Source organism: Brevibacillus sedimenti (assembly GCF_020923495.1).
Taxonomy (GTDB): domain Bacteria; phylum Bacillota; class Bacilli; order Brevibacillales; family Brevibacillaceae; genus Brevibacillus; species Brevibacillus aydinogluensis.
The window spans coordinates 2437089-2459639 of sequence record NZ_CP064048.1 but is presented as its reverse complement, the minus strand read 5'-3'; the positions used below and the strand labels follow the sequence as shown (position 1 = coordinate 2459639).

Sequence of the window (22551 nt, the reverse complement as noted above, 5' to 3'; positions counted from 1 at the left end):
CCCCTCAGGGACGAGAACTTGTCTCGCGGTACCACCCTGCTTACAGGCAGCCTGATCAGACGAATCTGCCTGTCGCTCGCTTGCGGACAGATAACGGTGTCGAACCGCCGGTTTTTGCCCGGTCTTGGGAGTAGCCTTCCGCTGCACTTCTTCTGGCCGCTCTCCCAGCCTGTGGAGCGTCCTCTCTGGAGAAGGGCTGCAGCGTACTCATTCCTTCATCGATCCATGCTCTTTTTCATTATTCGTATTATAAAATTGTTTGCCGAAACCTGTCAACTTTCGTGCATCATCAGGGCAATCCGGCTGATCACCACTTTACATACTGCCAGCACCGGAACAGCGACGATCAGACCGATGATGCCGCCCACCGCCTCTCCGGCCAGCAGGGCCATGATGATCAGGAGCGGATGCAGATGAAGCGAGCGGCCGACGATGTTGGGCGAGAGAATGTTGCCCTCCAAGATCTGAATGACAATGTTGACGGCCAGCACCATGAGCGCCATTTTCATGGAGATCGTCAGGGCGACGATCAGGGCGGGAGCAGCGCCGATGATCGGGCCGATGTAGGGAATGACGTTGGTCAGGCTGACAAACGTGGCCAGCACGAATGGATACGGCATGCCGATCAGCCAGTAACCGACGCATGCGCAGGCGCCCACGATCAGGGCCACGGTCATTTGGCCGTGTATGTAATTGCCGAGCGACTCGTTGACGTCGCGCAGAACGGCCAGCACCTGCTTGCGGTATTTCGCCGGGATGATGGACATGCCTGTGCGGTGCAGGTCTTTCATGTCCTTGAGCAGGTAAAAGGCGATAAACGGAACCACTGCGTAGGCGAGCAGCTTGCCCAGCGTATTGCGCGCATTGTCGACCAAAAGTGTGATCGAATGGGACATCCGTTCCTGGGACTGGATAATGACCCGGTCCACCCCCAGCGAGATGCTGTCCGGCAAAAAGTACTTGTACGCTTCCCACTCCCGCATCCACGTGTGGTACCACTCCGTCAGGCGCGGCAGATCGTCGGACAGCTCCGCGAGCTGGCGGGCAAAGATGGGAATGGCATTGACAATCCCGATGGTGATGATCAGCACGAACCCCGCGTAGATCAGCAGCACGGCCACCATGCGCGGCACTCGCCTGTTTTCCAGCGCCTGCACGATCGGATGCAGCACGTAGGCGATCAGCAGGCCGACGAGAAAGGGCATCACAATCTCCGACAGCAAGTGAAACGTTTTGGTGACCACAGGGCGCAGCAGCCAGAGCAGATTGCCGATGACCAGCAGCACAATCGCCCAGACGGCCGCGGCAAACAGGCGGCTGCGGCGAAGATCCTCCACCCTGCCCCTCCTCCCTCTGATTCGTATCTGTTAGCGTGTGCAAGTCGCGGAATTTCATGTACGGTATTGACATGCGTGCGGCACCGGTGTACGATGATACTACAAACGGATATATTCTCCAAAGGGGAGTAGCTTGTCACAGCAAAGTCGTCATTACGGGAGCAATCCCCGGCTTTGTTGGCAACGTAATGTTGTAAGCAAGACCTTTGCCGAGTGATGGGTAAGGGTCTTTTCTGTTCATACGACCTTTACCCGTTGAGGTAAAGGTCGTTTTGTTTTCCTCCCCTTGACGCAGACTACATAGCGCATGTCTGTTCGAAGGAGGACGCCGGCCTTTACGAGAAATGTCCGCATTAAAGGAGGTTGTAGAGACAAATGGACGTGTTGTTTACCCCCGCATTCTGGTCTGGACTGTTAGCGATCATCGTAATTGATCTGGTACTGGCGGGCGACAACGCAATCGTAATCGGGATGGCCGCACGCAACCTGCCGTCCCATCAGCAAAAGAAGGCGATCATCTGGGGAACGATCGGGGCGATTGTGATTCGAGCCACCGCTACGCTGGCGGTTGTCTGGCTGCTGAAAATCCCGGGGCTGCTGTTCGTCGGCGGATTAATGCTGATCTGGATCGCCCTGAAACTGCTGGTGCAGGACGATGGGCACGAGACGGTGAAAGCGGGAACGAGCCTGGTCTCGGCCATCTGGACGATCATCGTCGCAGACGCCGTGATGGGTCTGGACAACGTGATCGCAGTCGCAGGGGCCGCACACGGCAGCTTTCTGCTCGTCGTGGTCGGTCTCTTGATCAGCGTACCGGTCATGGTGTGGGGCAGCACCCTGGTGTTGAAGCTGATGGAGCGCTTCCCTGCCGTCATCTACATCGGGGCAGCCATCTTGGCCTACACCGCGGGCAGCATGATCACGAGCGAGAAACTGTTGGCCGGTTTCTTCACCGCTCACGTGATCCTGAAATGGATCTTCATCGTGGCCGTGGTCGTCGGCGTACTGCTGATTGGCCGCATCAGGAATCAACAGCAAAAGCGCATGGCGGAACAATCGTAACCGCAAAAAAGCAGCCCGAACGGCAGTGGACCGTTCGGGCTGTCTTCATGGACTTTTCCGCTTGCCATGTGACACCGGCTAACGGGCGACGGCGCGAAGCAGCGAGCGGCTCATGTTGATCACGTTCATCATGTTGCGCAGCGAAACGGGCATACGGTTGACCCGAATCCCAAACCGCCGTTTGCGCCGCCGCGGTGAGACCATAAACCCGACCGCCGCGATCAGACCGCTGGCGGCAATCACGCCAATCAGATTGCGTCCGGACATGCCGATGACACCTCCTCGGGTAATGGGCCGTCTGTTCACATGTTCAACTGGGCGGAAACATTCTGGTCGTCGATAAACAGGTCGTTGAGCGAATGCAGCGAGCCATCCTCTTCCACCTGGTAGACGGAAGCGATCTGGTCGCCGTCGACGCTCATCTCGATGAAGCAGTTCCAACAGTAATACTGCGTGGTTCCAATCTTGCCGATGTCTTTGGAACCGCAGTTCGGGCATATGACACGCATCACACGCAATTCCTCCCTTTCACGCCTGGCTGCGAACCCAGTCCGGCACGATCAGGTTTTCTTCCCCGACGATGACGGAAGGTGGCGCGGACAGGCGTTTGCGCCCTTCGGTAATGTCCGCAAGCCAACCGTTCGATAGTTCGTACCCTACAAGTTTCTCCCAATCCGCAGAGAAGTAAACATCTTCCAGTATGCCCAAGCGTTCCCCGGAAGCGGTGATGACCGTTTTCCCCTTCAGCTTTGTTCTGCCCGTCAGGATGCCGGTGAGCGGCAGGTCGGCGAGACGGTCAAGGGAGGTGATGGCGTCTTTGCCCGTCACGGTAAGGCAGGATTCCCCTACCGCGTGGATGCGTTCGGAAGGAATGCAGGTGCCAGGGTGGAACCAGCCCTGTTCGCTCAGCAAGACCCCCCTTACACGCCAGGCGGAGTCACAGAGAATGTCACGGACCGTGCCGATCTCTTCCCCCGTTTCCAGGCAGACGATCGGCAAGCCGATTACATCCAATGCCTTGCGCATGTCGGGACATCCCCCTTCCGCTTTCTTTAGTATCAAGCGGTGCGGGACGATCCATGCGGAACAACTTGTTCCAAGGCTCACCCTTGCTTCAATCGCTCTTCCAGATAGCTGTAGCGCACGCCCTCTTCGTCGGTCTCTACCGCGAGGCGAAACGCATCCGGCTCCCCGCACATGATCAAAAACGACTTGCTGCGGGTAATTCCCGTATACACCAGCTTGCGCCGCAGCATGCGGTGGTAGCTGCGGACAAACGGCATGACCACGATGGGAAACTCGCTGCCCTGCGACTTGTGCACGGAGCAGCAGTAGGCCAGTGTGAGCTGGTGATACTCCGGACGCTTGTACACCACTTCCCGGCCGTCAAAGGAAACGACCATCATCTCGGTGTTCTCTGCGTTTTCATTCGGGTAAAAAATGGCGACAATTTCTCCCATGTCGCCGTTGAACACCTGTTCCTCGGCGTTGTTGACCAACTGCAGCACCTTGTCCCCGGTGCGGAAGACGGTGTCGCCAAACGTCACCTCCCGCTTCTGTTCAGTCTTGGGATTGAACAGTTGCTGCAGCTCTTCGTTCAGCCGGTTTACTCCGGCATTTCCCTTGTACATGGGAGCGAGGACTTGTACATCTTTGGCCGTATACCCTTTCTTTACGGCTCCGGCGCAGATTTGTTTCACCGCTTCCACCACATCTTGTGGCGAACTTGTGAAAAATCGACGGTCAGGCGTCGTGGCCAACAAATCGGACGGGACCAATCCCTTGCGGACATCGTGAGCCAGCCGGATGATCGAGGACTCCTGCGCCTGCCGGTAAATCTCGCTGAGCTGTACGCGCGGCAACAGACCCGAGCGGATCATGTCCTGCAGCACGTTGCCGGGGCCGACCGACGGCAGCTGATCCGGGTCGCCCACCATAATCACCTGCATCTCGTCCGGCACGGCGCGAAACAGCTGATTGGCCAGCCAGACGTCCACCATCGACATCTCGTCGACGATCAACAGCCGTCCCCGGATCGGATGCTCCGCGTCGTGCTGAAAGCTGTCCCCTTTCCAACCGAGGAGGCGGTGAATGGTCATCGCTGGCAGACCGGTTGTCTCCGACATGCGTTTGGCTGCCCGACCGGTGGGAGCGACCAGCAGGATGGGGAAGGGATTTTCTTCGTCGTAGGTCTTCAGGTCTAGCGAAATGCCGTGCAGTTGGGCAAACACGCGACAGATCCCGCGAATCACCGTCGTTTTCCCCGTGCCGGGACCGCCGGTCAAGAGCATCAGTCCGGATTTGATCGCCTGCTCGATCGCATCCCGCTGCGTTTGGGCGTACGTGATGCCCAGCTCTTCTTCCACTGCGCCCAGCGCCCGGTAAAACTCCGAAGCGGGAAAGGCGCCAAACTCGTCCCGTTCGGCAAAGTAGCGCAGCCGCTTGGCCAGCCCAATTTCCGCAAAAAACAGCGAAGGCAGATAGACCCGGTCTTCGTCCCAGACCACTTTGCTCTCGACAAAAAGCGATTCCACGGCAAGCGCAATCTCCTCCGGCTGAAAGCGGTGTCCCCCGCACTCGTCCAACAGGCGCAGCGTTTTTTCACACAGCTCGTCCGCCGGCAGAAACACGTGTCCTTCGGAGTAGCAGGCTTCCTGCAAAACGTACAGGGCTGCCGCCTTGACCCTCTCCTCCGAGGAAGCGGCAATTCCCGTAGCCCGGGCGATTTCGTCCGCCCGCTTGAACCCGATGCCCGCGACATCCTCGATCAGCCGATACGGCTGTTCCGTCAGGACAGTCATCGTCTCCAGCTTGTACGTCTGATAAATCCGCAGCGCCAACTGGACGCCGATGCCAAACTCGTAGAGAAACACCATCGCTCGCTCCAGGGAGCGGTGTTCCATCACCGACTCGTAGATCTGCTTGGCGCGCGTCTCCGAGATACCCGGCACCTCCACGAGCCGCTCCGGCTGCTCGGCGATGATTGTGAGCGCCTCTACGCCCAGATGCTGCACGATGCGTTTCGCTCGTCTTGCCGATGCCTTGAAACAGTCCGCTGGCCAGATAGCGCTCCACTCCTGCCCGGGTCTTGGGCGTTTCCCGTTCATACCTGTTGACTGCGTACTGCTGCCCAAACTTTGGATGCGTCTTCCACTCACCGTAAAACGTGTACAGCTCCTCCGGATGCGGCCGGGGGAAGTTCCCGACGACCACGACCTCGGCATCCTTCACCGGTTCTGTAGTCTCCTCCACTGTTAGACGAATGACACCGTACCACGTTTCTTCATTGTAAAAAATTTCTTGCGCGACATAGCCGCGTATGTAAGGTTCGGCAAACAAGGAAAGTGTCTGCTGTGACACCGCACACGCCTCCCGGATGGGAAAATCCCGCGGGATTCCCCCGAAACTCTTGTTCGATTATAAAATCGTTCTGCCAGCTCTGACAACCGCGCCGACGGCAAACGGGCCGTCCTTCACGTCGATTGGCAAGAAAAAAACCAGCAGCGTCCTCGTGCGCTTGCTGGTTGTTGTGACTTCTGTGAATCGGTCCGGCCCAGGCTCATCGGCCGCAACCGTCTGCAGCTGTCTGAAAAGATTACCGCGCCACCCGTTTGACGATGTCCGCCGTCGTTTGCGCCGCCTGCTTCACCTCTTCCACCGTGTTGGTGATGCCAAAGCTGAAGCGAACAGCCGAACGCATGACCGGATCGTCCAGGCACATCGCCTGCAGAACGTGGGACAGTTCCAGCGAACCCGACGTGCAGGCGGAGCCGCTGGCGGCGGCAATGCCGGCCAGATCCAGGTTCATCAGCATCGTCTCGGTATGGACGCCCGGAAAGCTGACGTTGAGGATGTGCGGCAAATGCCGTTCGGGGTGACCGTTTACGTGATACGCGATGCCCGCCTCCCGCCAGACGGCAAGCATCGCTTCGCGCATCTGCCGGTACTTGGCGACGCGCTCCTCCATCTCCCTGGCCGCGATCTCCGCCGCCTCTGCAAAGCCGACGATGCCGGCCAGGTTTTCCGTGCCGCCCCGCCGATTCCGCTCCTGTTTACCGCCGTGCAGATGCGGCTGAATCGGCACCTTCCGTCCCAGGTACAGGGCCCCTACGCCTTTCGGGCCGTTGATCTTGTGGGCGGAGACGGAGAGCATGTCCACCGGCAGTTCGCTGACGTTGAGGGGCATCACGCCGAATGCCTGCACCGCGTCGGTGTGAAACACGATGTTCCGTTCGCGGAGAAACCGGCCAATCTCCTCGATCGGCTGGATCGTCCCCACTTCGTTGTTGCCGTACATGATCGAGACCAGCACGGTATCCGGTCGGACCGCCTGTTTGAGTTCCTCCGGGCTGACCATGCCCGTCTCATCCACCGGCAGGTACGTCACTTCAAATCCCAACTGCTCCAGGTGCGCGCAAGCATGCAGGACGGCGTGGTGCTCCACGCTGGACGTAATGACGTGCCGCCCTCGATCCTGCTGGGCCATCGCTCCCCCGATGATCGCCATGTTGTCCGCCTCCGTCCCGCCGCTGGTAAAGACGATCGTCTGCGGTTCGGCACCGAGAATGTGAGCGATCCGGTCACGCGCACGTTCCAGGCCCATGCGCGCCTCCCGGCCAAAGCCGTGCAGACTGGAGGGATTGCCGTATACGTTCGTCAGATAGGGGTGCATCGCTTCCGCCACGCGCGGATGGACAGGGGTCGTGGCGGCGTGGTCCAGATAGATCATCTCGCGCTCTCCTTTTTTGCTTCGTACGCTGTTGCGTCAAATGTAGAACATGTAGCCGTCCGTCTGTCCTTCATCCTTGTAGCTGATCAAATCCTGCAGCGTCGTGGAATCGAGGACGGCAGATATGCTGTCGCGGATGCGCAGCCACAGATAGCGCTTGGCCGGGTCTTCCTCCTCGGTGAACTCCACCGGGCTGATCGGCCCTTCCAACACGCGGATAATGTCGCCGGCGGAGATTTCATCCGGCTTTTTTGCCAGGACATACCCGCCGTATGCGCCGCGGATGCTTTTCACCAGTCCGGCATTGCGGAGCGGCGCGATCAACTGCTCCAGGTAATGTTCGGACAAATCGTGCCGCTGGGCAATGCTCCGCAGCGAAATCGGGCCTTCGCCAAAGCGGTTGGCCAATTCCATCATAATGGTCAGGCCGTAACGTCCTTTCGTCGAAATTTTCACGGTACCAACTCTCCTTTTTTCCTCTCGCTCCCTGCCCACCTCCTCCATGACCATTGACCTACATGAGACGGGCGGTTGGGGACACACTACGTTGCAGGGGGTGAATGCACATGGCCACCAATCAAAAAGCGGTAGACGGAAAAAACCATCCCTCTGCGGCGCTGTACGACCATCCAGCCGGCACGATCGCCCACAAGGCGCGATTCGGAGCCAGCGAGCAGAGCAAACAGCCGAACGAAAACGGCGATCTTCCCAACAAACCGGGCGGAACCGCCCGTACCTGATCGCTCGTTCCCCCGCCACCCGGGGGAACGTTTACGGTCTGGGCATCTGTAAGCGCTCTGCCTGTCTGCAGCGAATTTCCTGCTCGTAGCCGATCGGCTTCGGCTGATAAAACGTGTAGTCGGTCCCGTCCGGCAAATACTGCTGCGGGACGTATCCGCCGGGATATTCGTGCGGATAGAGATATCCTTTGCCGTGGCCGAGCCGGGACGCACCCTTGTAGGCGGCGTCGCGCAGGTGGAGCGGCACCGGTTTGTGCCCGTCTCTCCTGATCGCGGCCAACGCCTGGTTGATCCCGTTGTAGGCGGCGTTACTCTTGGGCGCCGTCGCCAGGTACGTGGTCGCCTGGGCCAGGGGAATCCGTCCCTCCGGCATGCCGATCAACTCCACCGCCTGGAAGCAGGAAACAGCGACAGTGATCGCCTGCGGGTCGGCGTTGCCGATGTCTTCCGAGGCGGAGATCACCAGCCGGCGGGCGATAAACCGGGGGTCTTCGCCCGCATCGATCATCCGCGCCAGCCAGTACAGGGCGGCGTCCGGATCGGAGCCGCGAATCGACTTGATAAACGCGGATATGGTGTCGTAGTGGTTGTCGCCGCTTTTGTCGTAGCGAACAGCGCGCCGCTGGATGGACTCCACCGCTACTTCCAGCGTGACGCGAATCACGCCGTGTTCATCCGGAGGCGTCGTCTTCACGGCCAGTTCCAGTGCGTTCAACAGTCTGCGCGCATCTCCTTCGGCGTACCGGATCAGATGATCAGCAGCCTCGGGCGTGACCGTGACGTTCAATTCTCCCAGGCCCCGTTCGCGGTCGGTAACGGCCCGCTCCAACACCTGCCGCAGTTCTTCCTCGTTCAGCGGATGGAGCGAAAATATCTGCGAACGGGAGAGCAGGGCGGCGTTTACTTCAAAAAACGGATTTTCCGTTGTCGCCCCAATCAGGATAATGGTCCCATCCTCCACACAAGGGAGCAGGGCATCCTGCTGCGCCTTGTTGAAGCGGTGTATCTCGTCGATAAACAGCGTCGTGCGCTGACCGTTCATAACCAGACGGTCTTTGGCCTCGTCCACGATGCGGCGGATGTCGGCGACTCCTGCCGTCACCGCGTTTAGTTCGGCGAAATGGGATTTGGTCGTGTTGGCGATGATTTTCGCCAATGTCGTCTTCCCCGCCCCGGGCGGACCGTAAAAGATGAGCGAAGAGACCTGGTCGGCCTCGATCGCTCGCCTGAGCAGCTTGCCTGGTGCCAAAATATGTGATTGTCCGAGCACCTCATCCACGGTCCGCGGCCTCATCCGCGCCGCCAGCGGCTGGAGTTTGCCCGAATCGTGCTGTTCGTATGCGAATGAAAAAAGATCCATTACTACATACCCTTTCATGTTAATGGGGTTGTCTCAATATCATAGCATAATGGAAACAAACGTGCATTGGCAAGCAACCATTCATCGCTCAGGCGAGTCGGCAGGTCATGTGCCTATAGCAGCGAAGTCCCCCTGCCGGATATGCCCCACTACCGAACCGAGATCACACGCTGTTCCCGGCTGCTCTGCTCCGCCCATTCAATCACCCGAATCACGTTCATCGCATCCACAGGTGAAACAGGCGCCGGTGTATCGGACACAATCGCTTCGTACATCTGTTGATAGTACGTCTGATACGCGCCGGGAATGGTTTCCACGCTGCTGCTCACGTTCAGTTCTCCCACGCTCAGCGTGAGCTGTCCATACGTCTCTTTGCGATCCCTGCCCCACTCAGGTCCTCCCGGGATCTGTCCCGCTCGCAACGCGTCTTCCTGCGGGTCCAAACCGTACTTGATGAAACTGCCCTTGTCGCCGTGAATCATAAATCGGGGACCAGGCTGACGGACCAGCGAACCGGCGTGCAAAATCACCCGCAGCGCCCCGTATCCGAGCACGATGTGGAAAAAGTCCGTCGCCCTGGCTCCGGGACGCTGCGCGCCGACATCGGCCATCACCGTCTGCGGCAGACCGAAGAGATGAAGCGCCTGATCGATCAGATGGGAACCCAGGTCGTACAGAATGCCGGAACCGGGCAAATCCCGCTCCCGCCAGCGGTCGGTCACCTCCGGACGGTAACGGTCGTAGTGCGCTTCATACAGGAAAACCTCCCCCAATGCACCGGTTTGCAGCAGGTGTTTCACCGTCAAAAAATCGTTGTCCCATCTGCGGTTGTGGTAGACGCTGAGCACGCGCCCGCGCGACTCGGCCAGCCGGATCAGCTCTTCCGCTTCCGAAGAGCGGATCACAAACGGCTTCTCCACCACGACATGTTTGCCTGCCAAAAGCGCCTGCTTGGCGTACGGGTAGTGGGAGGTGTTTGGCGCGGCAACGACCACCAGTTCAATCTGATCGTCAGACAAAAGATCATCCACGCTGGCGACCACCTCTGCCTCGGGCAGGTCGGCACGCACCTTTTCCGGACGGGATGAGACGACCTTCGCCAGTTTTAATCCCGGCACTGCCCGAATCACCGGCGCATGAAAGACCTGGCCCGATAATCCATATCCAATCAACCCGACGTTTACCTGTTTCACAATGTTCCTCCCCCTTGCTCCGTCAAACGGGAAGCGACCAAGAGCTCCACGCCCGCCTGCTCCAATGCGCCCCGAACCGTTTCCGCCGGCTCCGCGTCGGTGACGACGATGTCGATTTTGTCCAGGCTGCACACCTTGTGAAACAGCCGCTTGCCAAACTTGCTGGAATCGGCCAGCACGATGACCTGATCGGCGCATGCCAGCATTGCCTTTTTCACGTACGCTTCGTCCACCGTTTGGGCGGTCAGTCCTTCCGACGTGATGCCGCACGCGCCGAGCAGCAGTTTGTCTACGCGCATTTCGTGCAGATCGGCGATCGTCTTGGGCCCAAACAAGCCGCGGTGCCAGACGTTTAGCTGACCGCCGAGCAGATGTATTTCCGCCGACCGCTTCCGGCTGAAAATGTCGGCCACGTCAATGGAGTTGGTGACGATTACGCACTGTTCGGCTGACATGCATTCCGCCGCAAACTGCACCGTCGTGGCCGTATCCAACAGAAGATAGTCACCGCTGCGGATCAACGACGCAGCCGCCCTGCCTATCTCCCGTTTGCCAGCGGGGTTGTTCAATCGCTCTTGGTAGCTCTGCACATGCTTGGTCAAGGTGGGCAGCACTGCTCCGCCGCGGACGCGAATGATTTCCCCTCGCTCCTCCAATTTGACCAGGTCGCGGCGGGCCGAGTCGCGGGAAATGCCAAACCAGTCGCACATTTGCTCCACAGTGATCCGCTGGTGTCGCTGCAGATGGCGCAGGACAGCGGCTAGACGTTCTTCTTGCTGCATGGTAACTCCCTCGTTTACGGAAAAGTTATCTCTATGATAAGCATTTTGCTTACGACCGTCAAAAATATTCGTGTATTGCGAGTGGTTTGTAAGCAAAACGCGCAATACCGTTGATCAGGAAAAGGAGATGCGCTATAGTAGACGGAAACGATATCCAAGGAGAGGAGCGAATCAACATGGCCCGGACAGAATCCACGATGTTCCCGCTCGGTCAAAAGGCACCTGACTTCGCACTGCCGGACACGGTAACCGGCAAGGTCATGTCGCTTTCCGAGCTTGCCTCCAAACAGGCGACGGTGATCATGTTCATCTGCAACCACTGCCCGTTTGTCAAACACGTACAAGCGGAACTGGTACGCCTTGCGAACGACTACCTTCCCAAGGGCGTCTCCTTCATCGCGATCAGTTCCAATGACGCTGCCGCCTATCCGGACGATTCGCCCGAGCGGATGAAGCAGGTGGCAGAAGAATGGAAGTATCCCTTCCCGTACCTGTACGACGAAACGCAGGAGGTCGCTCGCGCCTATCAGGCCGCGTGCACACCCGACTTTTACGTGTTCGACGGCAATCTGGCATGCGCCTATCGCGGTCAATTGGACGACTCCCGTCCAGGCAACGACATTCCTGTCACCGGCGCGTCCATCCGCGCTGCTCTGGATCAACTGCTCAAAGGCGAGCCCGTAACCGTCCCGCAAAAACCGAGTCTTGGCTGCAATATCAAGTGGAAGCAGCCTGAATGATGAATGAACAAAACCCACTACCGAAAGCTGGTAGTGGGTTTTGTATCATTATGTCTGCAGTCAAAGAAGCTGCTGCGTCATTTTCGCAGCAGCTTTTCCTTGGGTTATCCTTTTGCCGGCTGCCAGTCCAGTATGTCGCGGACGACGACGCTGGCCAGAATCAGCCCCGCAACGGAAGGCACAAACGCGTTGCTTGCTGGGGGACGGCGTGCCTTGCTGATCGGCGAATTGGTATCGGCAATCTGGGTACGCACGTCTTCGCGGATCGTTACCGGAATTTCTTTGGAATACACCACTTTGACGCCTTTGTGGATGCCTTTTTTCCGCAGTTCGCGCCGGATCACCTTGGCGATCGGGTCGTAGCTGGTCTGGGAAATGTCAGCCACTTCGAACCGGGTCGGGTCCATCTTGTTCGCCGCCCCCATGCTGGAGACGATCGGAATGCCGCGCCGCTTCGCCTCCTGGATCACGTGAAGCTTGGCCGTCATGAGGTCCATCGCGTCAACGATGTAATCCAGCTTGTGGGCGAAAAGCTGATCGGCCGTCTCCTGGTTGTAAAACATGTTCAGTGTGACCACTTCGCACTCCGGATTGATCGCAGCGATGCGCTCCTTCATCAGCTCGGTCTTTGGCTGGCCGATGGTATGCAGGGTGGCGTGAATCTGCCGGTTGATGTTGGTGATGTCCACCACGTCCTTGTCCACCAGCACCAGCTTGCCGACGCCAGTGCGGGCCAATGCCTCCACCGTAAACGAACCGACGCCGCCGATGCCCAGCACGGCGACGGTGCTGTTTTTCATTTTTTCCAAGCCCTCGGGACCGAAGGCCAGCTCACAACGGGAAAATTGATGAAGCATGTTTCCGTCAACCTCTTCCTCTCACACGATCTGTACGACCCGGCTTCTCCCTCTTGCCCGCTGTAATGATCATCGGAAAAGTAGGAATCCCGGGCAAAAAAGGAGCCCCATAATGCCGTGCAGCTCCTGAAGTTTTGAACCTGCGCCTGGCAGGTGGGTGTCTCGCCCAACCGTTCCGGACGTCCACTCGATGGAGGCGTGTCCTCGCGGGTGGGACGGCAGACTCCCATGAATGTGTTTGTGGCTCAAAACTATTCGGAAGTCACGGGCATCGCAGGGCTATTCTTCAGTATAACCAATGTATCAGAGGCGAATGCGCCTGTGCAAGTACGCTTATTCCTGCTCGTCTTCTTCCTTGACCGTGGTGGTGATGTTCAGTTCGGCAAGCTGCAGCGGCGATACTTGTCCCGGTGCGTCCGTCATTAGGTCGCTGGCGCTTGCTGTTTTCGGGAAGGCGATGACTTCGCGCAGGTTGTTGCGGCCGGCCAGCAGCATGACCAGACGGTCCAGACCGAGGGCAATGCCGCCGTGCGGAGGCGTGCCGTATTCAAAGGCATCCAGCAGGAAGCCGAATTGCTTGCGCGCTTCCTCCTGCGAAAAGCCGAGTGCCTTGAACATTTTTTCCTGCACGTCACGCTTGTAAATCCGCATCGAACCGCCGCCCAGCTCGTAGCCGTTGAGCACCATGTCATACGCCTGTGCCCTGATCTGTCCCGGGTCGGTTTCAAACAGATGCAGGTCTTCGTCTTTCGGACGCGTGAACGGATGGTGCAGGGCGACGTAGCGCTGCGCTTCTTCGTCCCATTCCAACAGCGGGAAGTCCACCACCCACAGGAAGGCAAACTTGCTGTGGTCGATTAGGCCAAGCTCTTCACCCAGTTTGGAACGCAGTGCGCCCAGCGCGTCTGCCACCACTTTCGGCTTGTCGGCCACAAACAGAAGCAGGTCGCCTTCTTCCGCTGCCAGCCGCTGTTTCAGCGCGTCAATTTCTTCCGCAGAGAAGAACTTGGCGATCGGCCCTTTCACCTCGCCGTCCTTGAAGCCCATCCAGGCCAACCCTTTCGCCCCGTAGCGGGCCGCGAATTTGCCCAGATCGTCCGCTTCCTTGCGGGAGTAGTGACCGCATCCTTTGGCATTGATCGCTTTTACCTGGCCACCGGTAGCGACGGCACCGGCGAATACTTTGAAATTGCAGTTGGCCACGAGATCGGACACGTCCGTCAGCTCCATGCCGAAGCGGATGTCCGGCTTGTCGGAACCGTAGCGGGCCATCGCTTCCGCATAGGTAAGGCGCGGGAACGGCGTTGGAACGTCCACGCCAATCGTTTCCTTGAAAACGTGGGCGACCATCTGCTCCATCATCGGCAGCAGCTCTTCCATGGACAAGAACGACGTCTCGATGTCCACCTGGGTAAACTCGGGCTGACGGTCAGCGCGCAGGTCTTCATCGCGGAAGCAGCGGGCGATCTGGTAGTAGCGCTCCAGGCCGGAGATCATCAGCAGCTGCTTAAACAACTGCGGCGATTGCGGCAGCGCGTAAAATTCGCCCGGATGTACGCGGGACGGCACCAGGTAGTCGCGCGCCCCTTCCGGTGTGCTCTTGGTCAGGATCGGCGTCTCCACTTCAACGAAGCCGCGGCTGTCCAAAAAGTCGCGGAATGCCTTGGACGCCTTGCTGCGCAGCAGCAGAGCGCGCTGCATCTCCGGACGGCGCAGGTCCAGATAGCGGTACTTGAGTCGGACCTGCTCATCCACGTCGATCTCGTCTTCGATCACAAACGGCGGTGTCTTCGCATCATTGAGAACCTCGATTTCGGCGACGTGCACTTCCACTTCGCCGGTTTTCAGCTTCGGGTTGACCGCTTCCGGATCGCGCTTGACCACGGTTCCCTTTACGGCCAGCACGTATTCGCTGCGGACCTTGTCGGCGATTTCCCACGCTGTTTTGTTATATTCCGGGTTGAACACGATCTGCACGATGCCGGTCCGGTCGCGGAAGTCGATGAAAATCACTCCGCCCAGGTCGCGCCGTTTCTGCACCCAGCCATTCAGGACGACCTCCTGACCGATGTGTTCCTTGCTTACTTCTCCACAATGCACGGTACGGTATTGCCACGTCATCTTCGGTATTCCTCCACTCTTCATCTCTGCGAATTATACTGAACCATTTTGTTATGCGCGTGCCGCCAGTCGTTCGGCCAGCACGGCGGCGACCTGGTCGCGCTTTACTTCCTGCTGTTCGCCGGTCGCCATCTCCTTGAGGACGACCGTGCCGTTTGCCAGCTCCGCCTCGCCGATAATCGCCGTATAAGCGGCACCCAGCCGGTCGGCCTGCTTGAACTGCGCCTTCATTTTGCGATCCAGGTAGTCCAGATCGGCGGACACCCCGGCGCGGCGCAGCTCGTCGACGAGGATGAATGCCTCCTGCTTTGCATCAGGGGTCTGGATCGCCACGAAACAGTCAATCCCCCCACTCACAGGCAGCTGGACGCCCTGCTTTTCCAGCGCGAGCAGCAGCCGCTCAATGCTGAGCGCAAAGCCAATGCCCGGCATGTCTTCGCCGCCCAGTTCGGCCACAAGCCCGTTGTAACGGCCGCCGCCGCAGAGCGTTTCGACAGCGCCGATTTCCGCCATTTTGATCTCAAATGCCGTCAGGGTGTAGTAATCCAGTCCCCGCACCAGCCGCGGATTGACCGTGTACGGGATGTTGAGCGCGCTCAGATAGCCCTTGACCGCCTCAAAGTGGGCAGCGGACTCGTCGCTCAGGTAGTCGAGAATGGACGGTGCGTCCTTGGTCAGCGTCCGGCATTTTTCGTTTTTGCAGTCCAGCACGCGCAGCGGGTTGCGGTCAATGCGGGATTGACAGTCGGCGCACAGCTCGCTGCGGACGCCGTTCAGGTGGGCGAGCAGGTGCTCGCGGTGGCGGGCGCGGTCCTCAAGGGTGCCGACACTGTTCAGCTCCACGCTCAAGCCCGTCAGTCCCATCTCCTGGTAGAATCGCATCGCCAGCGCGATCACTTCCGCGTCAATCGCCGGATCGCTGGAGCCGATCGCCTCCACCCCAAACTGGACAAACTGGCGGTAGCGTCCGGCCTGGGGACGTTCATGGCGAAACATCGGGCCCAGGTAGTACACTTTCACCGGCTGGTTGGGCTGCCCGTACAGCTTGTGCTCGACATAGGCGCGCACCACGCCGGCCGTCCCTTCCGGCCTGAGTGTCAGCGCGTCGTCGCTTCGCGGATTGGAGACGCTGTACATCTCCTTTTCCACGATGTCCGTGGTTTCGCCCACGCCGCGTTGAAACAGCTCCGTGCTCTCAAACAACGGCGTGCGGATTTCCTGATAATTGTAGCGGCGGCTAAGGTCGCGGGCCCTGGCCTCGACGTACTGCCACAGCTCCACGGTACCGGGCATGATGTCCTGCGTACCGCGGGGAATTTGAATCCTTGTCATCTTGCCTGAAACCTCCATTGTCTGTTCCCGCAGGAACGTTGGTAAGCAAAATAAAAAATCTCCCGCCGCCCGACATGCCGTCCGGACATGTCAGGGACGAGAGATGGTTTTCCCGTGGTGCCACCCTGATTGGACTCCGACAGGGAGTCCCGCTTGTTGGCCGTTAACGCCGGCGTACGCCTGCCGGTTACTGGGATGGCGGCCGAAATTGCGCCGTTTTTTCCGTTCACCGACGGTCCTCGGGGATGTCATTCGCCAGGCCGTTATAGAGAAACGCTCTCAGCCGCGGCGCTTCCTCTCTGGCTATCCGTCTCCTGGGTACTTGTTCCCGTCATCAGATCAGACAATTGATCTATCGTGAAAGCTTAATGAAAATCATAGCAAACCGCCAATCCGCCGTCAACAGGCGCTCGGTAAAACTTTTTCCACCGGCTACTCCGCCTGCTGCGCAGGTGCGGCTGCGGTCCCAAAGTAGACCTGATCGAGATCACGGAGCTTTTCTTCCGTCAGTTTCCGGTAGGTTTCGTTGTACGTCTTGGGGTCTTTGGGATTGGGCCAGCGCGTCAGCTTGCCGCTGCCGGGCGCCATCAGCTTGGACACGGCGCCGCAACCCAGCCCCAGGATAGTCTGAACTTCTTCCATGATCATGATATTGTAGATGCTCTCCCGGCCGTCAAGGGCGTAGCCGACATTTTCCAGGTTGCCGAGGATGTTTTTCTGCCGGTAGAGGTAGTACGGATGGTAGCCGTGGGCTTTCGTCCACTCCGACGCCAGCTCCATCATCCGGCTGATCTCCTCCCGGCTGGCTACCTTGTAGCGCTCTTTGTTTTGCGTCATCTCGGACGCCCGCTTGAACGAGAGGGTGTGCACCGTCAGCGAGGCGGGCATCAGTTTTTCCACTTCCCGCAGGCTGTGTTCCAGCTCGGCCAGTCCTTCGTTGGGCAGGCCGATGATCAGGTCCATGTTGATGTTGGTCAGCCCCATCTCCATGGCGAGATGGTACTTTTCAATTGTCTCCTCGACCGTGTGGTGGCGGCCAATTGCATGGAGCGTCTCCTGGGTAAACGACTGCGGGTTGATGCTGATCCGGTCCACGTTCCAGCGCTTCATCACCGCCAGCTTTTCCCGCGTGATCGTATCGGGCCGTCCCGCTTCCACAGTCAGCTCGCGCACATCCGCCATGTGCGGAAACGAGCGGTGCATCTTGTCGAACAGCTGATCCAGATCTTCGGCTGTAATGCTGGTCGGCGTGCCGCCTCCAAAGTACACGGAGGTGATCCGCATGTCATGCCGCTTCAGCCACTCGCCCAGCCGTTCCATCTCGTAATGCAATCCTTCCAGAAACGGATTGACGGAGGCGGTGTGGCTGCGGATGGCGTAGGCGGGAAAGGTGCAGTAGGCGCACTTGGTGGGACAAAACGGGATGCCGATGTAGACGGACAGCTCCCGGTCGATCCGGTACAAATCAGGCACCACCTGCAGCTGCCGGTCGACAATCTCCTGCAGCAGGCGGAGCTTGTATGGCCGGACCATGAAGTCCTGCCGCAGCCGGCGGTGTGCTGCTTCCTGACTGGCGCCGGAAGAGAGCAGATGATGCAGCAACTTGGTGGGGCGGATGCCGGTCAGGATGCCCCAGCCCTGCTCCATGCCGGTGAACTCCTCCAGCATGACCAGCAGGACGTAGCTGACCGCCTGCTTGGCGACTTTCCGCTTCCCTATCTCATCCAGGCCGGCAGTCTGTCTCTCAGCGCTGTGGACAAACCGGCGCCCTCCGGCCAACAGCTCGCCCTCCGCCGATACACTGCCGTCCCTGTCTGACAGAGCAATCCGGATGCGTACCCCCTCATCGCCGCTCCATTCGTCCACGTAGGCGATCTCCGGGTCTTCGTAAAACAAAGCGAGAATCAAGGCGATTTCCCGCTCGAATGCGTGTCCTTCACATTTGACTTGTATCATCGGTTCCACCTGCTTTTCAGTATGCCACCCTTCATCTTATCCGACCTGAAAAGCCGGGTCAACCGAATCGGCCGGTGCAAAAACGTCGCGTCATGAGTGCAGCTTTCGCCTCAATGTCCGTACATCCCGCACGCTGATGTCGAATTCCCTCGACAATTCCACGTCGGTGAGCGCGGATTCTTTCTCCAGAAAATCGTGGAAATCGACAGAAAACAGACGCCGATTGGCTTCCTGGGCAAATGCTTCCTTGTTGGATTGTCTCACTTTGTTCTCCTCGCTTTCTCGATGTATGCTCCAATCCCTAGTATGGCCGCGTCCGGAGAAAAGCATAAGCGAGGCGGAGCCAGGTGTGCCGTTTTGAGCGCAACGATTCGCAATTGCAAAAGAAGTTTGTCGGATAATGCAGGAAAAAGCAGGGGAAAGGCCGAAGGTATAACTTGGCAAATCATGCATGCGATCGACTTTTACTATCATGGAAAGGATGTCTGACGTGTTTCAGCAACAAAAGATTCTGCGGACCATTATGGCGGCGGTCTGCATCGTATCGCTTCCCGTATCGGCCGCAAAGGCGGAGAGTTCCGTCCAGGTCAGCGTGGACAAGCTGAACGTTCGATCCGGGCCAAGCCTGCAGGATCAGGTGCTTACCACGCTGCCCGTCAACAGCGTCCTGCCGGTCCTTGCCGAGCAAGGCGAGTGGCTGAACGTCCGGCTTCCCGACGGCCGCACCGGCTGGGTGGCCGGCTGGCTGGTCAAACCGACAGCCCAAGCGAACACAGGACTGCTGGCGGAGAGCCAAACGACCAACCTCAACGTGCGTACTGGTCCCGGCCTGACGTATTCCGTCATTCAGACCATTAATCCGGGTACGCGCTATCCGATCGTGCAGCGCAGTGGGGATTGGCTGATGATTGAGCTGCCCTCACAGAAAAAAGGGTGGGTGGCCAGCTGGCTGGTCACTGAGCACCGCGCTGCCGATCAAGGGACGACGGCGCCCGGCGGCGTTAGCGGCGGACAAGCTAACGGCAGCACGCCGGCGACGTCTCCCGCCGGACAGACAAATCAGCAGGGGCGCGAGCTGATCCTGGACTACGCGCCGTACGTCTACCCCGTACCGGACTACGCGCAGCCAGCCATCGGACAGCTCCACAACGGCGAGATCATCACCGTTTTGACGGAACAAAACGGGTGGATCCAGTTTCCCTACAACGGCGTCAACGCCTGGATACCCAAACAGGGAACGGGCCAGACTCCGGCTCCAGCCGGCAGCGGCCAGCCAAATCCGAATCCGCCGCAGCCTGCTCCGAACGCCGGTGCGCCCAGCTCCGGCCAGCCGCAATCTCCCGCAAAGCGGACTGCCACGGTCCAGACAGACGGTCTCAACCTGCGCGGCCAGCCCAGCACGAACAGTCCCATCCTGGGAACGTTAAAGCTGGGGACCACGCTGACCATTCTGGAACAGCAGGGCGATTGGTACCGCGTCCAGACGCCGGACGGCAAAACCGGCTGGGTGGCCGGCTGGCTCATCAGCGTGCAGCAACCGGCCATGTCCGGTCCGCACGTCACCATATTGAATCCGGACACCAACATTCGCTCCGGTCCCGGCACCCAGTACGACATCATCAAACGGGTACAGACCGGGGAAAAATACGCGATCGTGAAAAAAGAAGGAGACTGGTTCCAAATCACCTTGAGCGACGGTTCGACAGGCTACGTCGCCGGATGGCTGGTGTCTCCGCAGGGCATGCCTCCCGTCATCAAGGGCAATGAACTGGTCGGCAAGGTGATCGTGGTCGACCCCGGCCACGGCGGCAACGACACGGGAGCGACCGGTTCCAGCTTTTCCACACAGGAAAAGACGGTCAACCTGCAGGTGGGGCTGCTGCTGAAAAACAAGCTGGAAGCAGCCGGAGCCAAGGTGATCATGACCCGCAGTGACGACCGCAAGCTCACGCTGCAGCAGCGCGTGGACATTGCCGTGCAGAACAATGCGGACATTTTCGTCAGCATTCACCACAACACCCATCCCAACTCGCAGACAAACGGCACGATCGTCTTTTATTACAACCAGGGCAATTCGAGCAAGCTCGCCTCGCTGGTGCAAAGCGAAATCGTCAAGGCGACCAACTACAAGGACCTGCAGTCCAGGTTCGGCAATTACTACGTCCTGCGGGAGAATCCGATTCCGTCCATTCTGGCAGAGATCGGTTTCCTCTCCAACTACAACGAAGAGATGCGGCTGCGTTCCGAAAAACAACAGGATTTGGCCGCCGAAGGGCTGTACAAAGGCATTCTGCAGTACTTCGCCTCCCAAAACGTTCAGGGAGGATAAGCGTAAGACCCCTTGTCCGTTTTCCATGGAGAAAACAGCAAGGGGGTTTTTCGTTCGTCCGCGATGCAAGGAAACCATTTCCTTGACATCCATTTCATGCAACCGTTATGCTGAAGACATACTCATCAGTATGGAATGAATACATGGTCGGAGAGATACGATGACGACACGCGAACGAATCATGGAAGCGGCCCGACGGTTGGCCGCCCGCCACCCTTTTGACAGAATCAGTTTCGCCGATGTGGCGAAAGCGGCCGGCGTCCACTGGACAGCGGTGAGACGCCACTTCGGCAGCAAGCAGGAGATGAGAGCCTGGCTGGCCCAACAGCAGGAAGACAACGTGCCGTCACTGGCCGATACGCGGACGCGCATTTTGGATGCTGCCGCCCGCGTATTCGCCCGACTGGGGTATGCCGGAGCATCGTTGGAACAGGTGGCCGCCGACGCCGGGATGACAAAGGGAGCCGTCTACTGGCACTTTTCTAGCAAAAGCGATCTGTTCGCCGCCTTGTGCGAGAAAAACCTCACGCAGCAGCTCAAGATGCTTACCCAACAGGCGGGTTCCGCCCTCAATTCGGCTGTTCCCGCACAGGGGCTCGCCCGTTTGCTGCAGTCGCAATTTGCCTGCGTGGAAGAGGGTCAGGGCAATCCGATGCTGTTTTTCGAATTTGTCACCGCCAGCCGTGATCCGGCGGTCGGCGAAGTTCTGCGGGACGCGTACGGAAAAATCATCGACGGCGTCAGCGGCGTCCTCGCGCAGCTGCAGGAAAGCGGCGTCGTTAAACGCGATGTCGCCCCGGACTCCTTGGCAGTTCTGTTCCAGGCGTTAATCAACGGCCTGATCTTGGGCTGGCTGATTGACCCGGACCGCATCCGCTTTGAGCAGGTGGTGCCCGAGCTGTCGAGAGTCCTCTGGGAAGGCCTGCAGCCCTCGGTGGACGACGCCACTGCACCCGTTTGAAAGGCAAACGGGTTTTTTTCAGCAACCACATACTTATTGGTACGTTATTCTCATACGTTTACGTATGTAAAACGAATAGAAAGGGATGATGGAGATGATGGAGATCTATGCGATCGCGGGGGCGACAGCAGTCATGGTGGCGCTTCATGCGCACAACCACCGGAAGGTACGCCGCGCCCAAATGGCCTTTCCTCCTCGCGGATCATTCGTCACGGTGGAAGGACTGCGCCTGCACTACGTCTGTCAGGGGGCGGGACAACCGGTCGTGCTGCTGCACGGCGGAATGCTCTCCGCCTGCGATTACGCCGGGGTATTGGAATTGGCCGCAGAAGCAGGCTTCCGGGCCATCGCGTTTGACCGGCCAGGCTACGGCTACAGCGAGCGGCCCCGGCGGGACATGTCGACGCCGGCAGTTCAGGCCCGCCTGCTGCGGGAGGCGCTTTCCGTCCTTCAGGTGAAATCCCCCATTCTGGTGGCCCATTCGTGGAGCGGGTCGCTCGCGCTTTCCTATGCTTTGACCTATCCCGACGAGATCGCCGGTCTCGTACTCCTGGCACCGGGGGCCTACGCGGGTGACGCCTATCCGGCCGGAACGGCGGACCTTTTGATTGGCCGACTGCTGCGCGTTCCCTGGCTGGGCGAATTGCTGGCCAACACCGTGCTTCCGCCGTTGGCACGGCTGCTCACCAAACCGATGGTCACGGCGACATTTTCTCCTGACCCAGTGCCGCCGGGCTACCTGGAACAGGCCCGAGCCTTGTGGTCGAGACCGGGTCAGTTGAGGGCCAACCGCGAAGACATTTTGGCCTACGTCCGTACGGTCCCGCAGTGGGAGCCGCAATACGCCGAGATTCGCACGCCGGTCGTGATCGTCGTCGGCGATGCCGATCCGTTCCACCCCGAGCTGCAAGCCGGCCGCCTGCATCGGGAGATCGGCCACTCCCGGTTGGTGGTGCTCCCCGGCACCGGCCACATGATCCCGGATGTGCGTCCGGATGCCGTGGTGGAAGCTGTGCACATGGTATTGAAACACAAACAGCCGAGCTAGGCTC

At 59.0% G+C, this 22551-nt stretch carries 20 protein-coding genes, 1 other RNA gene and 1 pseudogene; 6 read left to right on the top strand and 16 right to left on the bottom strand.

Going from position 1 to position 22551, the window contains the following annotated elements; all coding sequences use genetic code 11:
• Positions 1–272: 272 nt before the first annotated feature.
• On the bottom strand, positions 273–1337 hold the full coding sequence (locus IRT44_RS12000; protein WP_230076732.1) for an AI-2E family transporter: 1065 nt from the start codon (positions 1335–1337) through the stop codon (positions 273–275).
• A gap of 375 nt (positions 1338–1712) precedes the next feature.
• Between IRT44_RS12000 and IRT44_RS11995 the strand changes: the two genes are divergently transcribed.
• Positions 1713–2399, top strand: a complete 687-nt coding sequence (locus IRT44_RS11995) for a TerC family protein (RefSeq protein WP_171565415.1) — start codon at positions 1713–1715, stop codon at positions 2397–2399.
• Positions 2400–2477: 78 nt separating this feature from the next.
• On the opposite strand, the gene IRT44_RS11990 is transcribed toward IRT44_RS11995, so the two are convergent.
• The 6 genes and pseudogenes from IRT44_RS11990 to cymR all read right to left on the bottom strand — a co-directional run bounded on the left by IRT44_RS11990 (position 2478) and on the right by cymR (position 7584).
• A complete protein-coding gene (locus IRT44_RS11990; protein WP_171565416.1) occupies positions 2478–2666 on the bottom strand; it encodes a hypothetical protein in 189 nt (62 codons plus the stop codon).
• Between the two features lie 35 nt (positions 2667–2701).
• Positions 2702–2908: a hypothetical protein gene (locus IRT44_RS11985; protein ID WP_171565516.1), complete on the bottom strand. Its 207-nt coding sequence runs from the start codon at positions 2906–2908 to the stop codon at positions 2702–2704.
• Between the two features lie 19 nt (positions 2909–2927).
• Complete coding sequence (locus IRT44_RS11980; protein ID WP_171565417.1) at positions 2928–3425, bottom strand: PRC-barrel domain-containing protein; 498 nt, start codon at positions 3423–3425, stop codon at positions 2928–2930.
• Positions 3426–3502: 77 nt separating this feature from the next.
• Positions 3503–5759: pseudogene (locus IRT44_RS11975) on the bottom strand (ATP-dependent RecD-like DNA helicase).
• Positions 5760–5994: 235 nt separating this feature from the next.
• Positions 5995–7128: a cysteine desulfurase family protein gene (locus IRT44_RS11970; RefSeq protein WP_212132435.1), complete on the bottom strand. Its 1134-nt coding sequence runs from the start codon at positions 7126–7128 to the stop codon at positions 5995–5997.
• 36 nt (positions 7129–7164) lie between these two features.
• Positions 7165–7584: a cysteine metabolism transcriptional regulator CymR gene (gene cymR / locus IRT44_RS11965; RefSeq protein WP_171565420.1), complete on the bottom strand. Its 420-nt coding sequence runs from the start codon at positions 7582–7584 to the stop codon at positions 7165–7167.
• 110 nt (positions 7585–7694) lie between these two features.
• On the opposite strand from cymR, the gene IRT44_RS11960 reads away from it, so the two are divergent.
• On the top strand, positions 7695–7868 hold the full coding sequence (locus tag IRT44_RS11960) for a hypothetical protein (RefSeq protein WP_171565421.1): 174 nt from the start codon (positions 7695–7697) through the stop codon (positions 7866–7868).
• 31 nt (positions 7869–7899) lie between these two features.
• On the opposite strand, the gene IRT44_RS11955 is transcribed toward IRT44_RS11960, so the two are convergent.
• The 3 genes from IRT44_RS11955 to IRT44_RS11945 all read right to left on the bottom strand — a co-directional run bounded on the left by IRT44_RS11955 (position 7900) and on the right by IRT44_RS11945 (position 11203).
• Positions 7900–9228 (bottom strand): AAA family ATPase, encoded by a 1329-nt coding sequence (locus tag IRT44_RS11955; protein WP_230076730.1) that lies wholly within the window; start codon positions 9226–9228, stop codon positions 7900–7902.
• A 149-nt stretch (positions 9229–9377) separates the two neighbouring features.
• Entirely contained in the window at positions 9378–10421 is a 1044-nt protein-coding gene (locus IRT44_RS11950) for an oxidoreductase (RefSeq protein ID WP_171565423.1), read from the bottom strand.
• Entirely contained in the window at positions 10418–11203 is a 786-nt protein-coding gene (locus tag IRT44_RS11945) for a DeoR/GlpR family DNA-binding transcription regulator (protein WP_171565424.1), read from the bottom strand. The genes IRT44_RS11950 and IRT44_RS11945 overlap by 4 nt, the downstream gene beginning before the upstream one ends.
• 176 nt (positions 11204–11379) lie before the next feature.
• Between IRT44_RS11945 and IRT44_RS11940 the strand changes: the two genes are divergently transcribed.
• Positions 11380–11943 (top strand): thioredoxin family protein, encoded by a 564-nt coding sequence (locus tag IRT44_RS11940; protein ID WP_171565425.1) that lies wholly within the window; start codon positions 11380–11382, stop codon positions 11941–11943.
• A gap of 104 nt (positions 11944–12047) precedes the next feature.
• On the opposite strand, the gene IRT44_RS11935 is transcribed toward IRT44_RS11940, so the two are convergent.
• From IRT44_RS11935 to IRT44_RS11910, 6 genes are all read right to left on the bottom strand, one after another.
• Complete coding sequence (locus tag IRT44_RS11935) at positions 12048–12800, bottom strand: tRNA threonylcarbamoyladenosine dehydratase (protein ID WP_171565426.1); 753 nt, start codon at positions 12798–12800, stop codon at positions 12048–12050.
• Positions 12801–12900: 100 nt separating this feature from the next.
• Positions 12901–13083: non-coding RNA, 6S RNA (gene ssrS / locus IRT44_RS11930), on the bottom strand.
• Between the two features lie 50 nt (positions 13084–13133).
• Positions 13134–14921 carry an aspartate--tRNA ligase gene (gene aspS, locus IRT44_RS11925; RefSeq protein WP_212132935.1) on the bottom strand — a complete coding sequence of 596 codons (1788 nt, stop codon included), beginning with the start codon at positions 14919–14921 and terminating at the stop codon, positions 13134–13136.
• Between the two features lie 51 nt (positions 14922–14972).
• Positions 14973–16253: a histidine--tRNA ligase gene (hisS, locus tag IRT44_RS11920; protein ID WP_212132934.1), complete on the bottom strand. Its 1281-nt coding sequence runs from the start codon at positions 16251–16253 to the stop codon at positions 14973–14975.
• Positions 16254–16685: 432 nt separating this feature from the next.
• The gene (locus tag IRT44_RS11915) at positions 16686–18209 is read right to left on the bottom strand and encodes a coproporphyrinogen III oxidase (RefSeq protein WP_230076729.1); all 1524 of its coding nucleotides are present in this window, start codon (positions 18207–18209) and stop codon (positions 16686–16688) included.
• A 90-nt stretch (positions 18210–18299) separates the two neighbouring features.
• The gene (locus IRT44_RS11910; protein WP_230076728.1) at positions 18300–18473 is read right to left on the bottom strand and encodes a hypothetical protein; all 174 of its coding nucleotides are present in this window, start codon (positions 18471–18473) and stop codon (positions 18300–18302) included.
• 217 nt (positions 18474–18690) lie between these two features.
• On the opposite strand from IRT44_RS11910, the gene IRT44_RS11905 reads away from it, so the two are divergent.
• The 3 genes from IRT44_RS11905 (at position 18691) to IRT44_RS11895 (ending at position 22547) form a co-directional block, all read left to right on the top strand.
• Entirely contained in the window at positions 18691–20538 is a 1848-nt protein-coding gene (locus IRT44_RS11905) for an N-acetylmuramoyl-L-alanine amidase family protein (protein ID WP_230076727.1), read from the top strand.
• A gap of 160 nt (positions 20539–20698) precedes the next feature.
• Positions 20699–21499: a TetR/AcrR family transcriptional regulator gene (locus IRT44_RS11900; RefSeq protein WP_212132932.1), complete on the top strand. Its 801-nt coding sequence runs from the start codon at positions 20699–20701 to the stop codon at positions 21497–21499.
• Positions 21500–21593: 94 nt separating this feature from the next.
• Complete coding sequence (locus IRT44_RS11895; RefSeq protein WP_230076726.1) at positions 21594–22547, top strand: alpha/beta fold hydrolase; 954 nt, start codon at positions 21594–21596, stop codon at positions 22545–22547.
• The last annotated feature ends 4 nt before the right edge of the window (positions 22548–22551 follow it).